We start from the raw sequence: 19,298 nt of genomic DNA on the forward strand, positions 1-19,298 counted from the left end.
TCCAAGACGAACGGCCTATTTGTGCTCGGCGCGGTAGGAACCGTCCCAGTCTGGCGGTGGCGGCGAGACTAGATAGGCCTCCACGCGCCGGCGATACTCGGCGTAGACCTTCTCGAGTTCCGTAGGTGCAGATTCCTGGAGCCGAGCAAGCTCGGCCGCGGCATCTGGGAAACGGCTAGAGCGGTAGGCGGCGAGGAAGCTGTCGTGGAGGGTCTTCAGCTCGGCGAAATCCGCCGCCGCCGCACGCTCGCGCCCGCCCAGCATGGTGTAGAGCGATGTCGCCTCGTCGCGACCGACCACCATCACCTTGTCGATCTCCAGGATGGCAAGGCCCTCGACGCCGCTGGCCGTGCTGTCCGCCATGAGGTTGCTGAGGCCGTATTGCTTGGTCAGTCCTTCGATGCGCGAGCCGAGATTGACGCTGTCGCCGATCGCGGAATAGTCGAAGCGCTGGCGCGAACCGAGGTTGCCGACGCAGCATATGCCGGTGTTCAACCCGACGCCGATCTTGACCGGCTTCTCAAGCGTCTTGTTCAGTTCCTCCAGCGCAGCCATCATGGCGAGTACGCCTTCGCAAGCCTTTTGGCGATGATCCGGAACATCGAGCGGCGCATTCCAGAACGCCATGATCGCGTCGCCGATATACTTGTCGATGGTCGCCTCGCGCTCCATCAGCACATTGGTCATTGGCGTCAGGAAGTTGTTGAGGAATACGGTAAGCTGCGTCGGCTCCATCGTCTCGGAAATGGTTGTGAAGGAGCGGATGTCGCAGAACAGGATCGTCAGTTCACGGTTCTCGCCGCCGAGCACCAACGCGTCCGGATTGTGGACAAGCTGTTCCACCATGTGCGGCGACAGGTAGTGGCTGAAGGCGGAACGGATGTAACGGCTTTCGCTCTCGCTAAGCAGCAGCCGGATACCCGACGCCACGCCGAAGACTAGGAGGCTTGTCTGCGCCGGTAGGATCGGCGACAGCAAAAGGCTGTGACTGGCAAAGGCAAACCAGCCGCCGCCGATGCTGATGGCGAGCGCGGTGGCGGCGATCAATATGTTGGCCCATGTTGGCAGCCAAGGCAGGAAGGCAAGGACGACGAGGCCAAGCACAATCGCGGCGAATATTTCCAGCCCCTCAGCCCAGTCCGGCCGCGTCAGGAATTCCTGGTTGATGATCTGGTCGATCATCTCTGCGTGCACGAGTACGCCCGGATAGCCAGCGCGAAGGGGGGTGGCTACAAGATCGCGCAGGCCTACTGCGGAGGTTCCTATCAAAGCGATCCGACCTTCCACTGTGCTGCGAACTTCAGCGTCCGAAGGATCGAGCAGCTTGTGAACAGGGATAACCGGCGATGTCTGATCCGCCGCATAATACACCCATATGCGACCGTCCGGCCCGGTGGGTATCTCAAGGTCGCCGACTTTGAGTGCGGTCATGCCGGGTTGGCCTGTGTCGAACTCGCCGCTGGCGCCCGTGCTGCGCGCTATGACGGTCGAAGCGCCCTGCGCAATCCTGAGCGTTTCGATCGACAGTGCCGGATAGAGGTTATCGCCATAGCGCGAGAGAAGCGGGATGCGCCGCACCACGCCGTCTTCCGCTGGCGGAAAGCTGAAGACGCCGATGCCGGGCGCGGCGGCGTCGAGAATTGGCAGGTTGCGCACCGAGCCCGGGAAGGCAGGCAAGTATTGCGACGGGTTGTCGCCCGCGAAGGCGAAACCGGCCATTGGCTGCGGCGGCGGAGTATCGACACCTTCCGATAGAACGAGCCCGGCAACAACTGGGCCGCGCGCGAAACTGGCGGCGAGGACCTTGTCGTGGTCGAGGTCCTCGGTCGGACCCGGGTGGCTGACCTGGAATCCCTGGCTCTGGAGTTGGGCGACCGCAAGCGACGGCGAGGTACGGTCAGGCTCGGAAAAAACGATATCGAGGCCGATCGCGGCCACGCCCTCAGCAGTCAGTCTATCGATGATCGACGCCATCACCGTGCGCGGCCATGGCCATTGTCCTAGCTGCCGGATGCTTTCATCGTCGATATCGATGACGACGACGGCGCTTTCGGTTGGCGGGCGGGGACGCAGTTTCTGATAAGTATCGAACACCAGAAGGTTCAGTCGGTCGAGCGGACTGAACGGCGAGTAGGCCGCGGCGATGACTAGCGCGATGACGGCCAACCCGACCGACCAGATGGCGAGATGCCGCCTGCGTCGCGCACGATGCAACAGACGTGTCAGGAAGCCTCGCATCCATCCCCCCCAATTTTGCGCGCCTAGACTTGCAGTGACGGACGCCGCGAAGCAAGGGGGCGTGATTTCGCGGTCCTTGCCGTAACCAGCCTGATACATGAGGCGCTACCGGCAGCATCGGCCCGATACAGCCTCACAGCATGGTGAGCGTCATGAAAGCGCGAGCCGGAACCGTTGACGCGCAATTTCGTTCAACAAACAATCGAAACAGGAACGGCCGTCATGCACGGGAAAAGTTCAAAACTCGCCGCAGCCGCTTTGATGGGCCTGCTTTATGCGCAAGGCTTGCTCGGTATCGCAGCGGTCACGCTGGTGATGCTGAAGGACCGGCCGGAACCCGGGAAGGTCGTTTTGTCAGCGTCCGCCCAGCCGGCTACTTCAGTCCAGTCGCTGGTGCGCTAAAGCGACCATGCTCTCCGCCCGGACATGTGTCCCGCAGACACCTTGTTTGCGGGTATCAATTTTGGCCGGGCTGTGGCGGGTCGAAGCGGTATCCGGAACCGCGAATGGTCGCGATGCTGTCCGTGTCGAGCTTGCGCCGCAACCGCACGATGCGGGAATCGATGGAGCGGTCGAAAGCATCAGCGCTTTCGGCAGGAGCGGCCGCCATGATGTCGTCGCGCGTCAGCACCTTACGAGGATTGGCGAGGAACAGCTTCAGAAGCGCCACCTGGCCGGGCGACAGCTGATCTTCGCTGCCGGAGCGATGCATCACCAGTGCCGCCCTCAGGTCGACCGTTGCGTTTTCAAGCACCACGAGTTCGCGCTGAGATTTTCCGCGCCGTCCGACGATCCCGCCGATCCGCGCCGAGAGTTCTCGCCACACGACCGGGCTGGCGACGATGTCGGCCGCCCCGAGTTCAAGCGCCAGGACCTTGTCCACCAGATCGGCGCGACCAGGAACCATGATGAAGCTAGGCCCACCGCCGCCGGCATGCTTCCGCAGGAGATCAAGAGCCGCGCCCGGCGGATAGCGGTCGCCGATGACCGCTACCTCGATGTCGCCGCGCGACATCAAAGATTCGACCATCCAGTCCTCTTCAGCCTCGCGCACCTCGTAGCCGCGACGCTCCAGATAGTCGGCGAGGCTGTCGTCCGGATCCTGCGACAGACAAATCAGCGCGATGACCGGCCTTGCTCCCATGCTTAAACCTCGTTCCCAACAATTCCCGACAACCGCCCAAATCAACGCTGGACATGATGTTTATACCCAATCTACTTTCCTCCGCCGATAGCGGAGGCACGATTTCCCTGCCTATACGGATCGCAATCGTAGAAGACGAGCCCGACCTGCGGGATGCCGTGGCCGAGTATCTCGGCGCCAACGGCTATGACGTGCTGACGGCCGAGAGCGCAGACGCGATGCGCGAACTGGTGGCGACCGAAAGCTTCGACCTCGCCATACTCGACATCGCGATGCCCGGTGAGGACGGTCTTTCCCTGGGCCGCTGGCTGCGCCAGCAGGCGCCGATGGGCATCATCTACGCAACCGCCGCCGGCTCTGCGATCGACCGCATCGTCGGGCTGGAACTCGGCGCCGATGACTATGTCGTAAAACCCTATGAGTTGCGCGAACTGCTGGCGCGCGTGCGCAGCGTCCTGCGTCGCGTTCCGAGACCCGGCGAGACCCATTCGGCCGGAAAGCCACCCGAACCCGAGCGGCGGATCATCAGTTTCGGCGATTTCAAGGCCGATCTCGACGGACGCATGGTGACGGGTCGCGGCGGCGCGATCCTCGATCTCGCCAAGAGCGAGTTCGACGTGCTGGAGATCTTCCTCACCCGCTCCAACAGGCTGCTCAGCCGCGCCACCATCTCAGACGCGATCGGCTTTGCCGAGGACCCCGAATCCTCGCGAGCCGTCGACATCCGCATCATGCGGCTGCGCAAGAAGATCGAGGACGACCCCGCCAACCCGAAATTCCTGCGCACCGTGCGCGGCGAAGGCTATATTTTCTCGCTACCGGAAGACGCATCCCGATAAATGGCCTTCCCGTTGACCGGCAACGGCCAGTGACGTTTAAAGGGCTGACATGATCGATACGCAGCCCCCAAGCACCGACCTTTCACTCACCGAGCCCGGCTGCACGGTGGCTGCCGCGCGTATCGTCAGGCGGCTGCACGAGACGGCCGAATGGCAGCGCATCATCAACGACGTGCTCGAGCTTCTGGCGAAGTCGCTGCATTGCCATCGCGGCATCCTGTTCCGCCTGCGTGAACTGCCGGGCGAAGGTTTTGCCCAGTCGATCGCCGCCTACTGGGAAGACGAACCCGTGGTGCGCGGCGCCAACAGCCCGAAAGTCATCCTGCAATCGGTGGTCAACTCGGACGAGCTGCTGTCGCGGCTTGGCGAGGAGGTGCGCCAGGGCAAGATGTTCGCCGGACGCACGCGCGAGATCGACGGCTATCTGCGCGAGGATTTCGAGGGCCAGCGCATCAAGTCGTTCATGTCGGTGACGGTGTTCGCCAACGGCAACCTTTGGGGCACGCTGGCGGTCAACGACTGCACAGTCGAGCGGCGCTGGACCGACGAGGAGAAGGCCGCCGTCGAGATCGTCGCGATGGCCATCGGCGCGGCGATCGAGCGCTCTCTGTCGGACGCGCATGTCAGCGAGATCATCCGCCAGACAATGCTGCAATCCTCGCTCGACGCCATCATCGTCATCGACGAGACGGCGTCCATCGTCGAGTTCAACCCCGCCGCCGAACGCATGTACGGGTTCAAGCGCGCGGACATCCTGGGCAAGGACCTGATCGACACAATCGTCCCTAGTTTCTACCGCAAGGGCTATGCGACGGGCGCCGAGTACATGCACGGGCGCGGCGCGCCTATGATCGGGCAGCGCATGGAGACCGTGACCCAGACGGCGAGCGGCGAGGTCTTCCCGATCGAACTGACGGTGACGGAAATGAACGTCGCCGACCGGCGCTTCTTTTTCGGATCCATCCGCGACCTGCGCGAGAGGCGGCGGGCGGAAGAGGAGATCAACCGCCAGCGCGAGAGGCTGCACCAGAACGAGAAGATGGCCGCGATGGGCTCGCTGCTGGCGGGCGTCTCGCACGAACTGAACAACCCGCTGGCCGTGGTGGTGGCGCAGTCGACGCTGCTGCACGAATTCGCGCCCGACCAGCAGACCAAATTGCGCGCCGAGAAGGTGCGCGCGGCCGCCGAGCGCTGCGGGCGCATCGTCAAGAGCTTCCTCGGCATGGTGCGGCTGCACCCGACGGTGCCGGCCGAGACGGACCTCAACGACGCCATCCGGGCGGCACTTGAGGTTACCGCCTACGGCGCGCGCTCTACCGGCATCGTGATCTCGACGGATTTCGCGCAAGGAGCCATGCCAGTCATGGCGGATTCCGACCACATCACGCAGGTCGCTGCCAATTTCCTGATCAACAGTCAGCACGCGCTGGCTCCCCACAATGGCGAGCGCAAGATCAGCGTCAGGACCTATCGCGTCGGCGACGGCACGGTAGGTTTCTGTGTGGAGGATACGGGGCCTGGAATTCCGGTCGCGATACGACACCGCATCTTCGATTCCTATTTCACCACCAAGCCCGTGGGGGTCGGCACCGGCATTGGCCTCTCGATCTCCAAGGCGATCGTCGAGCGTCACAAGGGCTTGATACGCTTCGAGGAGGCACAGCCGAACGGCGCGCGCTTCGTCGTCGAACTGCCGGCATTCAAGGGCGCGCATGTCAGTGCAGCCGCGCAGGAGACCCGCTCGACCGGGTTGCGCGAGGCGCTGATAATCGACGACGAGCCGGATGTCGCGGGCTCGCTGTCGGACATTCTCGAACTGATGGGCATCAAGTCCCGCGTCGTCACTGCATGGAGTTCAGCGGATGCGGTGCTGGCCGAGTTCCTGCCCGACATCGTGTTCAGTGACCTGCGCATGCCCGAGGCGAGCGGCATCACTATCCTGCGCGAACTGACGATGAGAAACCCCGACCTCGCCCGGCGCTTCGTGCTTGTCACCGGCGACATGGTCGGTGCGCGCGCGGAGATCGGCGCTCTTGCGCCGCACCAAAGGCCGCTGGTGCTGGAGAAACCGTTCTCCACGCTCGACGTGCGCAGCGTGCTTGCTGCCGTCAACGACCAAGCCATGCAGCGCTGAGACAAAAAAAGCCCCGCCGGGCAGGTGGCGGGGCTGCAGTTGCGCGCAGGAGGAATTGCGCGATTGCGCAATGGGGACTGCGCGGGGGACTACTCGGTATTTCGATGCAATTCCGGACGCAAACCCGCTGAACACTTTTGCTGGAATTGCCTAGGCGCCAGCGATGACGCGAACCGGGCGGCCGTCTGGACGGCCGGAATCCTTTGCGATGACAGCGAGGCATTCGGCGCTTTCCGCGCCCCAAGCCTGACCGTGGCAGGCGATATCGATTTCCGACAGGCCGACGGTCTTCGGCGCACCAGTTTCAGCAGGAGGCGTGGCCGTCGTGGAACCCGCGAGCGACGTAAGGGCGATGCCGGAAGGCGGGACCAGCGCCATCGCCATGAACGCCGTCATGATAACCAGAAAGAACAGAATCATCGGATGATCGGCACTGCGCTGGCGGAGCGCTATTTTCGGAAAGCCCCCGTTGCGTTCGCGGGGGCGCAGGTTGCGGTCGAAATCCCTGTCGGTTGTGGCGGTCATGGCCGTTGGCCTTCATCTCGGAGAATTGATGCGATGTAACGAAATTAGGGGCGTTTGGTTTCCGACCGATGTTGCAGCTTAATGACTGTGTATCGCGATTGTTTCGCATATTACGGTCAAAAATGGTCATATTTGGTTTGATCTATCAGGACGAAGACTGCCATCTTTCAGACAAACCACTGAAATATATTCACTTTTTGAGGCAAGGCTGCGATTGCGGGAAATAGCGGCAGAGAACGCCGCCACCGTCCGGCCAAGAAAACTTTGTGTCGCAGACCGTCAGCGTGCCAGCACCTCGGACCATTCGGGATGACGCCGGAACACAGCGGCGACATAGGCGCAGAGCGGCGTGATCCTGAAATCCTGCGCCCGCGCGTCGTCCACCGCCCGCCTGATCAGCCTGAGAGCCACGCCGCGACCGCGCCACGCAGGTGGAACAAAACTGTAGTCGATCGCAATGTGGCCCGGCCCGCGCTCGACGAATGTCAGCCGCGCCGGTTGCTCGCCCGGCAACGGCAGGAGGTACGCTCCCTGCCCGCCGTTCCGTTCGATGATGATTTCGGAGTCTTCGCTCATGTCGGTTAAGGCGCCCGGCGGCTGCAGGGTTCCTTCATTTCTTCAGGACGTCAGCCCATTCCGGGTGCCGGCGAAACTGGGCGGCCGCGAAAGGGCAGAGCGGGATGATCGTCTTACCCGCCGCCCGCGCATCCTCGACCGCGCGCGTGACGAGGCGCAGGCCCGTGCCCTGCCCCCGAAACGCATCCGGCACACCGGTGTGGTCGATGATGATCTGGCGATCGCCGAGCTTGCTGAACGTCATCTCGGCCACATCGCCGGCCGGGCTGCTGACGAAGTAGCGGCCTTTCGTGTCGCTCTCTTCGAGCTTGATCTCAGGCCCTGCTTGAACGTCATCGGTCATGCCGCTTCTCCTGTCTTTGCCGAGGCGGCGCTGAGAAACCGCCCGGCCGCCTCGATCTCATTGGGTCTGACTTCATGCCCGCCTTCGTGCCACTCGACACTCACATCGGCGCCGCGCTCCTGGAGAAGGGCCACCAGCCGCGTGGTTAGTTGCGGCGGGCAAATCGGGTCGCGCCGGCCGGCGGTGACCAGCACGCGCCTGCCCGACAGATCGTTACGGACCGGCTCGAACGGGATCAGCGGGTGCATCAGCACGCTGGCGTCAAAGAGGCCCGGCTCCTCGAACAGGACCGACGCGAGGATGTTCGCGCCGTTGGAATAGCCGAGGCCGAGCACGGCAGATGGCTTCGCCGCCGCGACATGCGCACTGACGAACCCCGCCATTTTCCCCGTCGCGCGGGCAAGATCGGCCATGTCGTAAACCCCCTCGCCAGTGCGACGGAAGAAGCGCGCCGCGCCGTATTCGGAGACATCCCCGCGCGGCGACACGATGGTTGCCGTCGGCAGAAGCTCGCGAGCGAGGCCGAGGAACTGGTTCTCGTCGCCGCCGGTGCCGTGGAAGGTGAAGAGGAGCGGTCCGCCCGGTTGCCCGGGCATGACCTTGTGGATGTAGCTGTCTATAGACATCGTCATCTCCCTCAATTGCCGAGCGGCTGCAACTGCTTTTCCAGATAGCCACGCAGATGGGCATGCTGGGTTGGCAGCTTCAGCGCCTCGCCGAGATGGGCGGTGTCCTCGTCACGGTCGAAGCCCGGCTCGTTCGTCGCGATCTCGAACAGAACGCCGCCCGGCGTGCGGAAGTAGATCGCCCAGAAATAGTCACGGTCGATGACCGGCGTGACATGGTAGCCGGTGTCGATCAGCGCCTTGCGGACTTCGAGCTGCTTGGCGCGATTCTCCACCGCAAAGGCGATGTGGTGGACCGAACCCGCGCCGAGATCGGCGAATTGCGCGCCGGGCAGCGTCTCGAGGTCGATAATGTCAGCGCCATTGCCATCCTTGATGGCCAGACGCTTGACGTTGCCGGACTGGTCCACTGTCTCATAGCCCATGTACTTCAGAAGCTCCTCGGTCTTGCCGGCATCGCGCAGCCTGAGGGAAGCCGAGTGGAAACCACGGATCGCCTCGTCGGCCGCAACGCCGCCCTTCGCCCAAGGCGCACGGGTATCGCCCTTCGCCTCGACGAGCGCGAAGCTGTCGCCGTCAGGACCATCGAAAACCAGCCGGTTTTCGCCGAAAGTCGTTTCCTCCTTCAGCCCGGTAACGCCATGCTTCTCGAAACGCTCCTTCCAGTAGCCGAGCGCCCCCTCGGGCACGGAGAAGACCGTGGTGCCGACCTCGCCCACGCCGGGGCGTCCCATGGCAATGTGCGGGAAAGGGAAATAGGTCATGACGGAACCCGGCGTGCCGACCTCGTCGGCATAATAGAGGTGGTATACGTCCGGCGCGTCGAAGTTCACGGTCTTCTTGACGCGGCGCAGGCCGAGCTTGTTGGTGAAGAAGTCATTGTTCTGGCGGGCATCCTTCGCCATCGATGTGACGTGGTGCAGGCCCTTGATCTGGTCGAGCATTTTGAGGCTCCCTTCGTTCCTGGCGGCGGTTGCCGCGTTCGATGGGTCATATGTTGTCGATCTGATCGTTCACCGCCAGTGATCAATCACAGCATGGACTGTTCTCTATATGTGAACGACGTATCTTTCGCAGGCCGCAGTCTGCCTTATCTTGCAACGAAGCGGAAATCGGGTTCCATGGCACCCTGTCCCCGGAGATAGTCATGGCGCGTGCGAAACCCAACGTCCTCCTGATCACATGCGACCAGTGGCGGGGCGACTCGCTGTCGGCAGCAGGCCATCCGGTGGTGCGTACGCCAAACACTGACGCGCTCGCGGCCGAAGGCGTGCTCTTTCGCCGCCATTTCGGCGGCGCGGCACCCTGCTCGCCCGCACGCGCATGCCTCTATACGGGCCTCTACCAGATGAACAATCGGGTGTGCCGGAACGGCAGCCCTCTCGACCGACGGCACGGCAACATCGCGCTTGCCGCCCGCGCACTCGGATACGACCCGACGCTATTCGGCTATACGGACGTGTCGCCCGATCCGCGCCATCACGCACCGGAGGATCCCGTGCTGCGGAGCTATGAGGGCGTTCTGCCCGGCTTCACCGTGCGCCAACTCCTGCCCGAGCACCAGAAGCCGTGGCTGTCATGGCTCGCCGCGCGCGGCGTCGATGCCTCGGCCGGTCACCCGTACATCCACCGGCCACTCGGAAACGTCGGTAAAACGGTCAGTACCAGTCCGCCGGTCTATTCTGCCGACGAGACGCCCGCCGCCTTCATCGCAGGCGAATTCATCCGCTGGCTTGGCGAGCAGGACCGGCCGGAGGACGGAGGGCGCGCATGGTTTGCCCACCTCTCCTTCATCAGCCCGCATCCGCCCTTCATCGTGCCAGAACCCTACAACACGATGTACGACCCGGCCGATGGGCCGGACTTCGCGCGGCGCAAGACCTGGAAACGCGAGGCAAACGCCCACCCCTTTCTCGACTACGTGATCGGCAGGCAGAAGAAGGGAAAATTCCTGCCCCGAATGAAGGGCAAGGTGCATGACTTCTCGCCGGAGGAGTTTCGGGCGATCCGCGCGCTTTACTGGGGCATGATCTCGGAGACGGATGCACAACTCGGCCGCATCTGGAATGCGATCAAGTCGAGGGGCGATTGGGACGACACCATCATCGTTCTGACCTCGGACCACGCCGAGATGATGGGCGACCACTTCATGCTCGGCAAGGGCGGCTTCTTCGACCAGAGCTTCCATATCCCGCTCGTCATCCGCGACCCGCGCCGACGCAAGGCGGCGGGTGCCATCGTCGATCGCTTCACCGAAGCAGTCGATGTCATGCCGACGCTGCTCGATCTGCTCGGCACAGCGGTCCCGCCGCATCTCGATGGCCGGTCGCTGCAGCCATTTATGGACGGCAAGCCGCCTGCCGTCTGGCGCGACGCGGCGCATTGGGAATTCGATTTCCGGTCGATCGAAAAAGGCTCGGCCGAACGGCATTTCCGGCTGAAGCCGCAGCAGTGCAACCTCGCCGTGATCCGGGGAGAGCGGTGGAAATACGTGCATTTCGGCGGCGGACTCTCGCCGTTGCTCTATGACCTTGAGAACGATCCGGGGGAGTTGGAGAACCTTGCCGACGATCGGGCTTATGCGCCGATACGGCTCGAAATGGCTGAACGGCTGTTGTCTTGGCGCGCAGAGCACCTCGATCAGTCGCTGGCCCTTTCCGCGCTGACGGAAGGCGGCGTGGTGGGAATCCCGGCGGCGCTGCCACTCGTCTGACCCACACAGCAAAAGCCCGCGCCGGTGCGCGGGCTTTCGCCACTGGTAAGGCTACGCTTACTGAACGATCAGGCGCTGGTCGTCGCGCTTCTCGGTGAAGGTGCTCTTGTCGTAGGTGGCGGCGGCCTCAAGCTGCTCCTTGGTGAAGGTCGTGTAGAGATACTTGTTGCCATCGGCGTCGGTCATGAAGGCGAGATTGTCGCTCCCGATTGCGACTTCCTTTTCACCCATACCCAGGAAACCGCCGACATCGACGATATAGGCGTCGACCTTTCCGTCAGCCGACAAGACAACGTCACCGATCTCGCCGACATTCGCGTCATTCGCGCCGTAGACGGTAGTGCCGATCATCTCCTCGGCGCGAATCTGGTCGGCCGGCATTTCGGTCAGGGTGGAGCGATCAATCGCTGCGGTCGTCGTCTGGTCAGTAGAAGCATCCGGGGCCGGAGCGGCCGGATCGACGACGGGAGCCTGAGCGGTCGTGTCAGGCGCCGGGGCGACTGGCGTCGGCGACAGTGCCGGATCGTTTGCAGCCGTCGTCTGAGCTGGCGTCGGCTCATAGGGACGCGTGTCGAATTCAGCCTGTTGCTCAAGCTGCTCCTTGGTCATCGGGGCGACAAGCCAACGGTCGCCATCGCGCTCAACCCATTCAAGGTTGGCGTATTCCATGGCGACGTTCTTCTGGCCCAAGCCAAGGAAGCCGCCAACGCCCACCACGACGAGCTGAATATTGCCGTCCGGGCCAATGACAAAGTCGGTGACTTCGCCGATGTTTTCGGCGTCATCGCCTGTGCCGTTGTATACGGTCTCGCCGATGATTTTCGTCGCCAGATTACCTTCGGCCTTAACGACAGGCGCGGCGTCCTGCGTCATCGGTGCAGTTTCGGCCGGCGCAGGTGCGGTGGTTTCCTGAGCAAAAGCGCCCGTGGCGATGAGTGCTGCAGCAACAGCGGTACTGGCTAGAAGATTACGGATCATGGTAGCTTCTCCTCGTGCGTGATTTCGTTCTCGATCTCATTGCATCGACGCACCGGCCTGACTCGTCGCTGGGGAGGGCCGGTGCGGCGGCACATGCACCCAACGTGGCTTCTGCGATTCAGTTCCGAAAAAGCGCATCTCCTAAGCGTCTAATTTCAAAGGCAAATGGGTTACGTGCCGAAAGCAGAAAAGCCGGCGTTAGCCGGCTAATCTTAGAGTGTTGTATCTGGACCTAGGGTGTACTCTCGGGCGTGGGTTCGCCAGCAGGCGGCTCCGTTGCCTGCGGCTGCGTTGCCGCTCCCGGCTCGGTTGTTGTGCTGCTCGTGTCAATAGCCTGACCGTAGAACTCGACCGCCAGCCATACCAAACCTAACAGGGCAAGGCTGACCGCGAGGACAGTGAAGACCTGAGCTCCCCATCTGCCCTGACGCGCTTTGGTGGCCGGGACTTCCCGCTCGGGAATTCCGTCATGTGTTCTATGCTGCATTGTATTCTCCTGCGGACAAGCTGCTGTCTGAATGACAATGCGCGCGGAGACTGGTGGTTCCGGATCGGCTTAGAGGCTACCGGTCAAGGGGATTGGTATCGTCCTTGTCGCCCTTGCGCATGTTCTCGCGGTAGATCGCATAGGCGATGACGGCGAGACCGGGCACGAGCAGCGCCGTCACACCCACGGGGCGGCGCAACAGAGTGGGGAGGACGGCGATCCCCGCCGCGGTCGCAAACGCGGTCAGGTCTGACTTGCGCTGCTGAGACGCGCGGCGCGCGCGAGGCCCTGACGTCAGCTTGTAGACGAGAAGAATGATAAGCGCAGACACAATGAACACCGCGCCGAAAACTAGCGCGGCTTCAAGGCTACCGAGCTTTCGCGCCGTCCAGATATAGGCAGCACCCACCATGAACCCCGCGCCGATGCTGCCCGTGATTATGGCGATCAGATAGACGGTCGCCATCCTGCGCGCCCGCTTGAGAGCGAGGACCGTCTCGCCTGAGGCCAGGCTCGCGAGCAGCGCCAGCACGGAACGTTACCGCCGCGCTATGAGCGCGAACAGGAAACCGACGCCGGCGGCTATCGCCAGCGAAGTCACTGGCTTCTCCCGAACATGGGAAAGAACCTGTTCCTCAATGTCGTGGGCAGTGGCGCGCAGTTCCTCGAACTTCGCTTCACCCTGCAGTCGCAACTGCTCGGCGCCGAGCGCCGCAGCCTTCCTCGCGGTGCCGTAGCCGCGTTCGCCGGTGGACTGCGCCTGCTTGGCCAGCTTTTCCAGTTCCGCCTTCAGCACCTTGATCTCGGCTTCGAGTTCCGCATATTCCTTCGATCCGTTGCCGGGTTTGCCGGCTGCAGCAGTAGCCATGATCTACACTCCTTGCGTTCGCGTCGTTCAACGCCGCCTTGGTGACGAAGTTCCGACGCCGGCGGTTGAAAGTCAAAGGGCGTTTTATCTATTCCAGGGCGATGAGAATTTTCCGCTCAGGCGCTGAACGATAAAGAAGGCGTTCAGGCGGCGCTGGAGCCCATGACCTGAGAGGAAATGGCGTCAGGGCCGAACTCGGCCTCGCCCGAAATCTGCAGGATGTCCTGAAGGCGCGTACGAGCGCGGCTGACCCTGCTCTTGATGGTGCCGACCGCGCAATCGCAGATCTCGGCCGCTTCCTCGTAGGAAAAGCCAGATGCGCCGATGAGGATGATCGCTTCGCGCTGATCTTCCGGAAGCTGCTCGAGCGCTGCCCTGAAATCCTTGAGGTCAAGCTGGCCGTGCTGGCTGGGATGGACCGCCATGCGGGCCGTCATCAGCCCGTCGGAGTCCTGTACCTCGCGACCGCGCTTGCGCATCTGTGAATAGAACTCGTTGCGCAGGATCGTGAACAGCCATGCCTTTAGATTCGTGCCAAGCTGGAAACTCTCATGCTTGTCCCATGCTTTCACCAGCGTCTCCTGCACCAGATCGTCCGCCTTGTCCCCATTCTGGGACAGCGACATGGCAAAGGCGCGCAAGCTGGGAATGGCACGCAGCAGGTCGGCCTTGAATTCAGCTGAAACCGCCATGCGGTCAGTCCTTCTTCGGCTGCGGCCGGGCGTCTTCGAGCTGCGCCAGCAGGGATGCGAAACGGTCAGGTATGTCCTCCGACACAAGGTCGTCGTAATACTGCTTCAGCTTGCGCCCGATCTCTGTGTTAGACCCCAACGGATCTGGAGTCGCACCGCGCGGCGTCGCGGCATCCGCAACACTGGTTTTTTTTGTCATGACCGATATTTCGCCCTCATTTGCCCAAAGACACCGCTTACACCTTAACACAAATCGGATGTCTGGCCCCGATTGCCGGCCCGTAAACGCAAGATTTCCGTTTTGGTTCCGGCCACGTCGTTTTTTTTTGGAACCTTTTTCGACTGGGTGCGTTTTTATCGACGGGGCTGCCACAACCACATATGAACGGCTTCGCCCTTTGCGTCATTTTGAGGGAGACGGTTTCACATGAGTCTATCCGCCACCATTGCCCCGCATCTGCCGTTTCTGCGGCGGTTTTCGCGGGCGGTATCAGGATCGCAGCACAGCGGCGACGCGCTGGTCGCCGCGATGCTTGAAGCGATTATCGCGGACACGAGTATTTTTCCCGGCGCTTCCAGCGACCGGATCGCACTCTACAAGCTTTTCGCACAGCTCTTCACGTCGGTCTCCATCCGTGTTCCGCAGGAGAAAGCTCCATCCGCATGGGAACAGCGCGCCGCCGCCAATCTTGGCGCGCTGGCGCCGCAGGCCCGGCAAGCATTCCTGCTAATCGCGGTGGAGGGCTTTTCGAATGAGGAGGCCGCTGAAATTCTCGATGTGTCCGACGAAGAGTTCGCCAGTCTTCTCGCCGAGGCGAGCACGGAAATCTCGCGTCAGGTGGCGACCGACATCCTCATTATCGAGGACGAGCCGCTCATTGCCATGGACATCGAACAGATGGTCGAGAGCCTTGGCCATCGCGTTGTCGGCACGGCGCGCACGCACGCCGAGGCCACCGCCCTGTTCAGGTCCTCCCGCGCAAAGATGATCCTGGCCGACATTCAGCTCGCAGACGGCAGCTCAGGCATCGACGCGGTCAACGAGATCCTGGCGACGGCGTCGGTCCCGGTCATCTTCATCACCGCCTTCCCCGAGCGGCTTCTCACCGGCGAGCGGCCCGAGCCTGCTTTCCTGGTCACCAAGCCATTCAATCCGGATATGGTGAAGGCGCTGATCAGCCAAGCACTGTTCTTCGACAGGCAGGCGCAGGCAGCCGCCTGAAGGATGAAATCCCGCAATAAAAAAGGCCGCTTCCTGCGGCCTTTTTTCTTGATCGGGCAGGAACGAAACCGTTAGGTCCGCCGTTCCTAAGCATCTGAAATTCGAGGAGTTCGAACAAATGCTTTACTGGGCTCTTGTGTTTCTCGTCGTAGCCATCATCGCCGGCGCCCTCGGCTTTGGCGGCATAGCGGGAACGTCGGCGGGAATCGCGCAGATTCTATTCTTCGTATTCCTGGCATTCCTGGTGATTTCGCTGCTCGCCGGCTTGTTCCGTCGGGCATAACGAAAGCCGATACCGGCGACCGCACCCCTCAATCGGTTTCCGGTTTCCGCCGGGCGGCTTTCTTCGCAGAAGTCGTCCGGCGGTCTTGTTTTGTCGAGTTACGCATCGTATACCTCTAATGAGCTTCAGGCATGAGCGCGGGAAAGGAAAATGGCGGACCTGACCTTCCTTTGGTCCCCGTATCCGCAACGGAAAACGACCTCGCTCCGGAATCCGCGTTCAGTCTGCTCCGCGCGCTGCGCAATACCGCCGTATCCGTGGTTTACCAGACTCCAGACCTCAGGGTGAGCTGGGCGCGCAACGTGCCGCCGTCCTGGTCGACGCAAAGCCTCGTTGGGCAAACAGACGAAACTTTTCTCCCAGCCCACGCCGCGAAGCTGGTGCGTGAGAGCAAGGTGAACGTGCTGGGAGGTTCAGGTCCGCAGCGCCTCGAAATTCATGTGCCACCAGCAACAGGACATGGCGACAAATGGTTCAACCTTTGGATCGATGCCGACAAAGCCCCGACTGGTGAAATTCGCGGTCTGGTGACGACAGCCGTGGAGATTACAGACCAGAAGCAACGCGAGCAAACGCTGCGCGTGCTTCTCCGTGAAGTCAGCCACCGGTCGCGGAACCTGCTGGCCATCATCCAGAGCATAGCCACGCAGACGGGACGTCATGCGCAAACCGTGGACGCATTCCTCATACGTTTTCGGGGGCGCGTGCAGTCCCTCGCAGCCTCGCAGGATCTCGTCACATCGTCCAACTGGCGCGGCGCCGATCTTGGCGAACTCGCCTACGGGCAGGCAGCACGCTACAGCGACAACCCGCAGGATGCCTTGAGGCTCGAAGGCGAGAGGCCATGGCTGAACCCGAATGCCGCCCTGCATGTGGGCCTCGCGCTCCACGAATTGATTGCCAACTCCGTCAGCTATGGAGCCATGTCGCGGCCGGGCGGCTACGCCACCCTGCGGTCAGGAATCCAGCGCAACCCAGAAGGCAACGGAGCACTGCTTCTTGTCTGGGTGGAGACGATCGGTCCAGCAGGTGACCGCGCAAGTCCGGCGCCACAGGAAAAGCGGTTCGGCAGCGTCGCGCTGGAACGCCTCGTCCCGGCATCGTTGAACGGCGAAGCACAACTGAAGATAGACGACGACCTGCTGGAATACAGGCTGACCGTTCCACCGGGAAACTTTGAGGCCGCCTGAGGTCGACCAAAATCATGGGCGGCATTCAGGGCAATAATCCTCATATCATTGTCAGCCGCTGGAACCCGCTTGCCTACACCGCGTTTTCACCTCCACGAGGAGCCGTTGTCTCTTCTCCGGAGGTGACTGCCATGGAACATATCGCTGCACTGCTGCTGATCGTCGCTTGCTCGGACGACATGGCACAATGCCGGGAACTTGAGACCGCTTCTGCGGTCTACGAGACGCAGGAAGAATGCGACGTCGACCTGCAGCCCACGATCAGCCGGTTTGTCACCCGCTATCCGCAGGTGCTCGGCCAATGCGTCAGCGTCGATCCCGCCATTGAGGAGGAAGACGCGGACCTTGTCTGGAACGTGAAGCCCGACGGCACTCTTTTCGCGATGATCGAAGTGCCTGAATTCATGATTGCATCAGGCCCGGAAGCGCGGAAGAACCAGTATCTTAGACATGAATGATTTCTGCCGCGCAAAGACCAAGTTTTGTGTTAAATCCCGCGTCGGGACGATCTTAATGAGGAGCCTCATATGAAAAAGACTATTATTGCGCTTGCCGCCATGATGGCGATTGCCGGTTGCACGACCGCAGAACAGGACGCTGCCGTCGGCGGCACCGCCGGCGCTCTCATCGGCGGCCTGGCAACGGGTGATGCCGGCGGGGCTATCGTGGGCGGCGTCGTAGGCGCGGCTTCCGGCGTTCTGCTCGGCAAGGCCACGCGCACCGGCTGGTGCCGTTATCGCGACCGCTACGGCCGCATTTACGAAGCTCGCTGCCGCTAAGCCTGTTTGCCTTGGGGCTGTTCTATCGACTCTGATGGAACAGCCCTGTTGCGGCTCTTTCCTGCACCAAGCGGAATCAGAATTTCGATTTGCAGACCGTCAGCTGTGTAGCTGCGCTTGATCCTGCCGTTCAATTCTCGCGTGATGTTCATATCGATGAGCTTCGTGCCGAAGCCGGCTTTTTCGGGTTGCGCCACAGCCTGGCCCCCGGATTCTCGCCACGAGAGCCAGAGCACGCTTTCTCCCTGACGCAGTCCCCAAGTCACCTGAAGCGTATCCGGTGAGCGGCCAACCTCTCCATATTTAAGCGCGTTGGTGGCCAGTTCGTGGAACGTCAGGCCGAGCGCCTGGGTGACTGTTTCGGACAGCAACACGGCCGGACCTTTCAGCATCCCTTCGGGAAGCTCTTTTCCGAAAGCCTGTGACAGTTCCATGCGCAGGAGTTCCCGAAGATCCGCCTTCTGCCAACGCGAGCGCGTGAGCATATCCTGCGACGCCGCCATTGCCTGCAGACGCGCGGAAAACGATTCCGAGAAATCGCTCATATCCTTTGCATTCGCCGCGGTCTGCCGGGCTATTGCCAGAACGCGCGTGATCGAGTTCTTGATGCGATGCTTCATCTCTTGAAGCATCAGATCCTTTTCCAGAAGGCTTTTCTCGGCATTCTCCTGCAACTCGGAGGCAGCCTCGTAGGCACGCATCTGGTAGCGCTGCAGAAAGGCGATCGCAGTCGCCAGAAGCAGCCCGAACACCCCCAGCAGGAAGGGCACGACCGAAGAGGTCGGCGGCGTGAACTCGGCTGTCGGCCGGAATTCGATCGTCCAGGGGCGCCCGGCGACGAGAAGCTGGCGCGTGGTAACAAGCTCGCCAACGCCCGCCCTTTCCGAACTGAACAGCAGGTTGGCCTGATCGAGGGCCCCGTCATAGACATCCGCATGGATGGGCAGGATTGGAAATTTGTCGAGGATCTTCCTGAAAAGATCGTCCGCCCGGAAGGTCGAAAAGACCAGCCACATTGGCTTGCCGGTACTCTGCTTTTCCACCGCCGAGAAGATCAGGAACCCTGGCCAGACATCCGAGCCGGTCGCCTGCCCGAGCATCAGCCGGCCGGACGCCCGCGGCTCGCCCGTATCCATCGCGGACAGGATCGCCTCACGCCGCGCCGGGTCGCTGAACATGTCGAAGCCGAGCCCTACCATCGAAGGTCGCTCCAGCGGCTCATAGAGCACGATCGGGGCGCGCCACTCGCCATCCGAAGCCGGGTAGATCGTTCGGCTTACACCCTGGCGGTCGAATATCTCGTTCTCCAGGACGGTTTCGGATCCCGCCTCCGCCAACGAGAGGACGCCAAGGCCCCGAAGACCCTCGAAATTCGTCTCGACCTGTAGCGTATCGAAATATTCCCTGAATTGATCGGCCGACACCTCGCCATCGAGCATTGTCAAGAAGGCGTCGGCGGAGCGAAGCAGCGAAACATGCATCACCACGCGACTTTCGATGCGGTTCAGGGCATCGTCCGCCGTTGCCTCGAACTTTATCCGGGTCGCTTCCTCGCTGGCCCTATAGGCGAAAACCGCCATGGCCAAGCCCGCAAGCGCGACCGCGATGAACGCCAGAACAGGAAGGTATCTTTTCACTCACCGGGCCTGCTTGATTTCCCG

Annotated in this window: 23 protein-coding genes; 9 read left to right on the forward strand and 14 right to left on the reverse strand. The window is 62.1% G+C overall.

Annotated elements, in window-relative coordinates; genetic code table 11:
• Positions 1-15 precede the first annotated feature (15 nt).
• Entirely contained in the window at positions 16-2,238 is a 2,223-nt protein-coding gene (locus ABMA32_RS13350) for a CHASE2 domain-containing protein (RefSeq protein ID WP_349014237.1), read from the reverse strand.
• A gap of 174 nt (positions 2,239-2,412) precedes the next feature.
• On the opposite strand from ABMA32_RS13350, the gene ABMA32_RS13355 reads away from it, so the two are divergent.
• Complete coding sequence (locus ABMA32_RS13355) at positions 2,413-2,640, forward strand: hypothetical protein (protein ID WP_349014238.1); 228 nt, start codon at positions 2,413-2,415, stop codon at positions 2,638-2,640.
• Between the two features lie 55 nt (positions 2,641-2,695).
• On the opposite strand, the gene ABMA32_RS13360 is transcribed toward ABMA32_RS13355, so the two are convergent.
• Positions 2,696-3,382: a winged helix-turn-helix domain-containing protein gene (locus ABMA32_RS13360; protein WP_349014239.1), complete on the reverse strand. Its 687-nt coding sequence runs from the start codon at positions 3,380-3,382 to the stop codon at positions 2,696-2,698.
• A gap of 56 nt (positions 3,383-3,438) precedes the next feature.
• Between ABMA32_RS13360 and ABMA32_RS13365 the strand changes: the two genes are divergently transcribed.
• Together ABMA32_RS13365 and ABMA32_RS13370 are read left to right on the forward strand one after the other, a co-directional pair.
• Positions 3,439-4,221 (forward strand): response regulator, encoded by a 783-nt coding sequence (locus ABMA32_RS13365; protein WP_349014742.1) that lies wholly within the window; start codon positions 3,439-3,441, stop codon positions 4,219-4,221.
• Between the two features lie 49 nt (positions 4,222-4,270).
• Positions 4,271-6,355, forward strand: coding sequence for a PAS domain S-box protein (locus tag ABMA32_RS13370; protein ID WP_349014240.1), 2,085 nt, complete (start codon positions 4,271-4,273; stop codon positions 6,353-6,355).
• A 150-nt stretch (positions 6,356-6,505) separates the two neighbouring features.
• Here the strand turns inward: ABMA32_RS13370 and ABMA32_RS13375 are convergent, their stop codons facing one another.
• From ABMA32_RS13375 to ABMA32_RS13395, 5 genes are all read right to left on the reverse strand, one after another.
• Positions 6,506-6,880, reverse strand: a complete 375-nt coding sequence (locus tag ABMA32_RS13375) for a hypothetical protein (RefSeq protein ID WP_349014241.1) — start codon at positions 6,878-6,880, stop codon at positions 6,506-6,508.
• Between the two features lie 279 nt (positions 6,881-7,159).
• Positions 7,160-7,456, reverse strand: coding sequence for a GNAT family N-acetyltransferase (locus ABMA32_RS13380; RefSeq protein ID WP_349014242.1), 297 nt, complete (start codon positions 7,454-7,456; stop codon positions 7,160-7,162).
• Positions 7,457-7,490: 34 nt separating this feature from the next.
• A complete protein-coding gene (locus ABMA32_RS13385) occupies positions 7,491-7,799 on the reverse strand; it encodes a GNAT family N-acetyltransferase (RefSeq protein ID WP_349014243.1) in 309 nt (102 codons plus the stop codon).
• Complete coding sequence (locus ABMA32_RS13390; protein WP_349014244.1) at positions 7,796-8,425, reverse strand: alpha/beta hydrolase; 630 nt, start codon at positions 8,423-8,425, stop codon at positions 7,796-7,798. Before ABMA32_RS13390 ends, ABMA32_RS13385 begins: the two co-directional genes overlap by 4 nt.
• An 11-nt stretch (positions 8,426-8,436) precedes the next feature.
• On the reverse strand, positions 8,437-9,369 hold the full coding sequence (locus ABMA32_RS13395) for a VOC family protein (RefSeq protein ID WP_349014245.1): 933 nt from the start codon (positions 9,367-9,369) through the stop codon (positions 8,437-8,439).
• A 203-nt stretch (positions 9,370-9,572) separates the two neighbouring features.
• Between ABMA32_RS13395 and ABMA32_RS13400 the strand changes: the two genes are divergently transcribed.
• The gene (locus ABMA32_RS13400; RefSeq protein ID WP_349014246.1) at positions 9,573-11,138 is read left to right on the forward strand and encodes an alkaline phosphatase family protein; all 1,566 of its coding nucleotides are present in this window, start codon (positions 9,573-9,575) and stop codon (positions 11,136-11,138) included.
• 57 nt (positions 11,139-11,195) lie between these two features.
• On the opposite strand, the gene ABMA32_RS13405 is transcribed toward ABMA32_RS13400, so the two are convergent.
• The 6 genes from ABMA32_RS13405 to ABMA32_RS13430 all read right to left on the reverse strand — a co-directional run bounded on the left by ABMA32_RS13405 (position 11,196) and on the right by ABMA32_RS13430 (position 14,362).
• Positions 11,196-12,116: a PRC-barrel domain-containing protein gene (locus ABMA32_RS13405; RefSeq protein ID WP_349014247.1), complete on the reverse strand. Its 921-nt coding sequence runs from the start codon at positions 12,114-12,116 to the stop codon at positions 11,196-11,198.
• Between the two features lie 232 nt (positions 12,117-12,348).
• Positions 12,349-12,603 carry a hypothetical protein gene (locus ABMA32_RS13410; RefSeq protein WP_349014248.1) on the reverse strand — a complete coding sequence of 85 codons (255 nt, stop codon included), beginning with the start codon at positions 12,601-12,603 and terminating at the stop codon, positions 12,349-12,351.
• Positions 12,604-12,679: 76 nt separating this feature from the next.
• Entirely contained in the window at positions 12,680-13,135 is a 456-nt protein-coding gene (locus tag ABMA32_RS13415; protein WP_349014249.1) for a hypothetical protein, read from the reverse strand.
• A 6-nt stretch (positions 13,136-13,141) separates the two neighbouring features.
• Complete coding sequence (locus tag ABMA32_RS13420) at positions 13,142-13,471, reverse strand: ElaB/YgaM/YqjD family protein (RefSeq protein WP_349014250.1); 330 nt, start codon at positions 13,469-13,471, stop codon at positions 13,142-13,144.
• Between the two features lie 143 nt (positions 13,472-13,614).
• Positions 13,615-14,163 carry a sigma-70 family RNA polymerase sigma factor gene (locus ABMA32_RS13425; protein WP_349014251.1) on the reverse strand — a complete coding sequence of 183 codons (549 nt, stop codon included), beginning with the start codon at positions 14,161-14,163 and terminating at the stop codon, positions 13,615-13,617.
• A 4-nt stretch (positions 14,164-14,167) separates the two neighbouring features.
• Positions 14,168-14,362 carry a NepR family anti-sigma factor gene (locus ABMA32_RS13430; RefSeq protein WP_349014252.1) on the reverse strand — a complete coding sequence of 65 codons (195 nt, stop codon included), beginning with the start codon at positions 14,360-14,362 and terminating at the stop codon, positions 14,168-14,170.
• A gap of 228 nt (positions 14,363-14,590) precedes the next feature.
• On the opposite strand from ABMA32_RS13430, the gene ABMA32_RS13435 reads away from it, so the two are divergent.
• From ABMA32_RS13435 to ABMA32_RS13455, 5 genes are all read left to right on the forward strand, one after another.
• Positions 14,591-15,385, forward strand: coding sequence for a response regulator (locus ABMA32_RS13435; protein ID WP_349014253.1), 795 nt, complete (start codon positions 14,591-14,593; stop codon positions 15,383-15,385).
• Positions 15,386-15,503: 118 nt separating this feature from the next.
• Positions 15,504-15,668, forward strand: a complete 165-nt coding sequence (locus ABMA32_RS13440) for a DUF1328 domain-containing protein (RefSeq protein WP_121583648.1) — start codon at positions 15,504-15,506, stop codon at positions 15,666-15,668.
• Positions 15,669-15,799: 131 nt separating this feature from the next.
• Positions 15,800-16,858 (forward strand): PAS domain-containing sensor histidine kinase, encoded by a 1,059-nt coding sequence (locus ABMA32_RS13445; RefSeq protein WP_349014254.1) that lies wholly within the window; start codon positions 15,800-15,802, stop codon positions 16,856-16,858.
• A 14-nt stretch (positions 16,859-16,872) separates the two neighbouring features.
• Positions 16,873-17,316, forward strand: a complete 444-nt coding sequence (locus tag ABMA32_RS13450) for a hypothetical protein (RefSeq protein WP_349014255.1) — start codon at positions 16,873-16,875, stop codon at positions 17,314-17,316.
• Positions 17,317-17,385: 69 nt separating this feature from the next.
• Entirely contained in the window at positions 17,386-17,637 is a 252-nt protein-coding gene (locus ABMA32_RS13455) for a hypothetical protein (RefSeq protein WP_349014256.1), read from the forward strand.
• On the opposite strand, the gene ABMA32_RS13460 is transcribed toward ABMA32_RS13455, so the two are convergent.
• The gene (locus tag ABMA32_RS13460) at positions 17,634-19,274 is read right to left on the reverse strand and encodes a CHASE domain-containing protein (RefSeq protein ID WP_349014257.1); all 1,641 of its coding nucleotides are present in this window, start codon (positions 19,272-19,274) and stop codon (positions 17,634-17,636) included. The genes ABMA32_RS13455 and ABMA32_RS13460 overlap by 4 nt on opposite strands.
• Between the last annotated feature and the right edge of the window lie 24 nt (positions 19,275-19,298).

Origin of the sequence: Mesorhizobium quangtriensis, from assembly GCF_040081925.1 — a bacterium.
In the GTDB taxonomy this organism is placed as follows: domain Bacteria; phylum Pseudomonadota; class Alphaproteobacteria; order Rhizobiales; family Rhizobiaceae; genus Mesorhizobium_K; species Mesorhizobium_K quangtriensis.

Excerpts from the sequence above, each read along its gene's own strand:
- ABMA32_RS13350 (WP_349014237.1), bottom strand. The coding sequence starts at position 2,238 with ATGCGAGGCTTCCTGACACGTCTGTTGCATCGTGCGCGACGCAGGCGG.
- ABMA32_RS13360 (WP_349014239.1), bottom strand. The coding sequence starts at position 3,382 with ATGGGAGCAAGGCCGGTCATCGCGCTGATTTGTCTGTCGCAGGATCCG.
- ABMA32_RS13365 (WP_349014742.1), top strand. The coding sequence starts at position 3,439 with ATGTTTATACCCAATCTACTTTCCTCCGCCGATAGCGGAGGCACGATT.
- ABMA32_RS13370 (WP_349014240.1), top strand. The coding sequence starts at position 4,271 with ATGATCGATACGCAGCCCCCAAGCACCGACCTTTCACTCACCGAGCCC.
- ABMA32_RS13375 (WP_349014241.1), bottom strand. The coding sequence starts at position 6,880 with ATGACCGCCACAACCGACAGGGATTTCGACCGCAACCTGCGCCCCCGC.
- ABMA32_RS13380 (WP_349014242.1), bottom strand. The coding sequence starts at position 7,456 with ATGAGCGAAGACTCCGAAATCATCATCGAACGGAACGGCGGGCAGGGA.
- ABMA32_RS13385 (WP_349014243.1), bottom strand. The coding sequence starts at position 7,799 with ATGACCGATGACGTTCAAGCAGGGCCTGAGATCAAGCTCGAAGAGAGC.
- ABMA32_RS13390 (WP_349014244.1), bottom strand. The coding sequence starts at position 8,425 with ATGTCTATAGACAGCTACATCCACAAGGTCATGCCCGGGCAACCGGGC.
- ABMA32_RS13395 (WP_349014245.1), bottom strand. The coding sequence starts at position 9,369 with ATGCTCGACCAGATCAAGGGCCTGCACCACGTCACATCGATGGCGAAG.
- ABMA32_RS13400 (WP_349014246.1), top strand. The coding sequence starts at position 9,573 with ATGGCGCGTGCGAAACCCAACGTCCTCCTGATCACATGCGACCAGTGG.
- ABMA32_RS13405 (WP_349014247.1), bottom strand. The coding sequence starts at position 12,116 with ATGATCCGTAATCTTCTAGCCAGTACCGCTGTTGCTGCAGCACTCATC.
- ABMA32_RS13410 (WP_349014248.1), bottom strand. The coding sequence starts at position 12,603 with ATGCAGCATAGAACACATGACGGAATTCCCGAGCGGGAAGTCCCGGCC.
- ABMA32_RS13420 (WP_349014250.1), bottom strand. The coding sequence starts at position 13,471 with ATGGCTACTGCTGCAGCCGGCAAACCCGGCAACGGATCGAAGGAATAT.
- ABMA32_RS13425 (WP_349014251.1), bottom strand. The coding sequence starts at position 14,163 with ATGGCGGTTTCAGCTGAATTCAAGGCCGACCTGCTGCGTGCCATTCCC.
- ABMA32_RS13430 (WP_349014252.1), bottom strand. The coding sequence starts at position 14,362 with ATGACAAAAAAAACCAGTGTTGCGGATGCCGCGACGCCGCGCGGTGCG.
- ABMA32_RS13435 (WP_349014253.1), top strand. The coding sequence starts at position 14,591 with ATGAGTCTATCCGCCACCATTGCCCCGCATCTGCCGTTTCTGCGGCGG.
- ABMA32_RS13440 (WP_121583648.1), top strand. The coding sequence starts at position 15,504 with ATGCTTTACTGGGCTCTTGTGTTTCTCGTCGTAGCCATCATCGCCGGC.
- ABMA32_RS13445 (WP_349014254.1), top strand. The coding sequence starts at position 15,800 with ATGAGCGCGGGAAAGGAAAATGGCGGACCTGACCTTCCTTTGGTCCCC.
- ABMA32_RS13450 (WP_349014255.1), top strand. The coding sequence starts at position 16,873 with ATGGGCGGCATTCAGGGCAATAATCCTCATATCATTGTCAGCCGCTGG.
- ABMA32_RS13455 (WP_349014256.1), top strand. The coding sequence starts at position 17,386 with ATGAAAAAGACTATTATTGCGCTTGCCGCCATGATGGCGATTGCCGGT.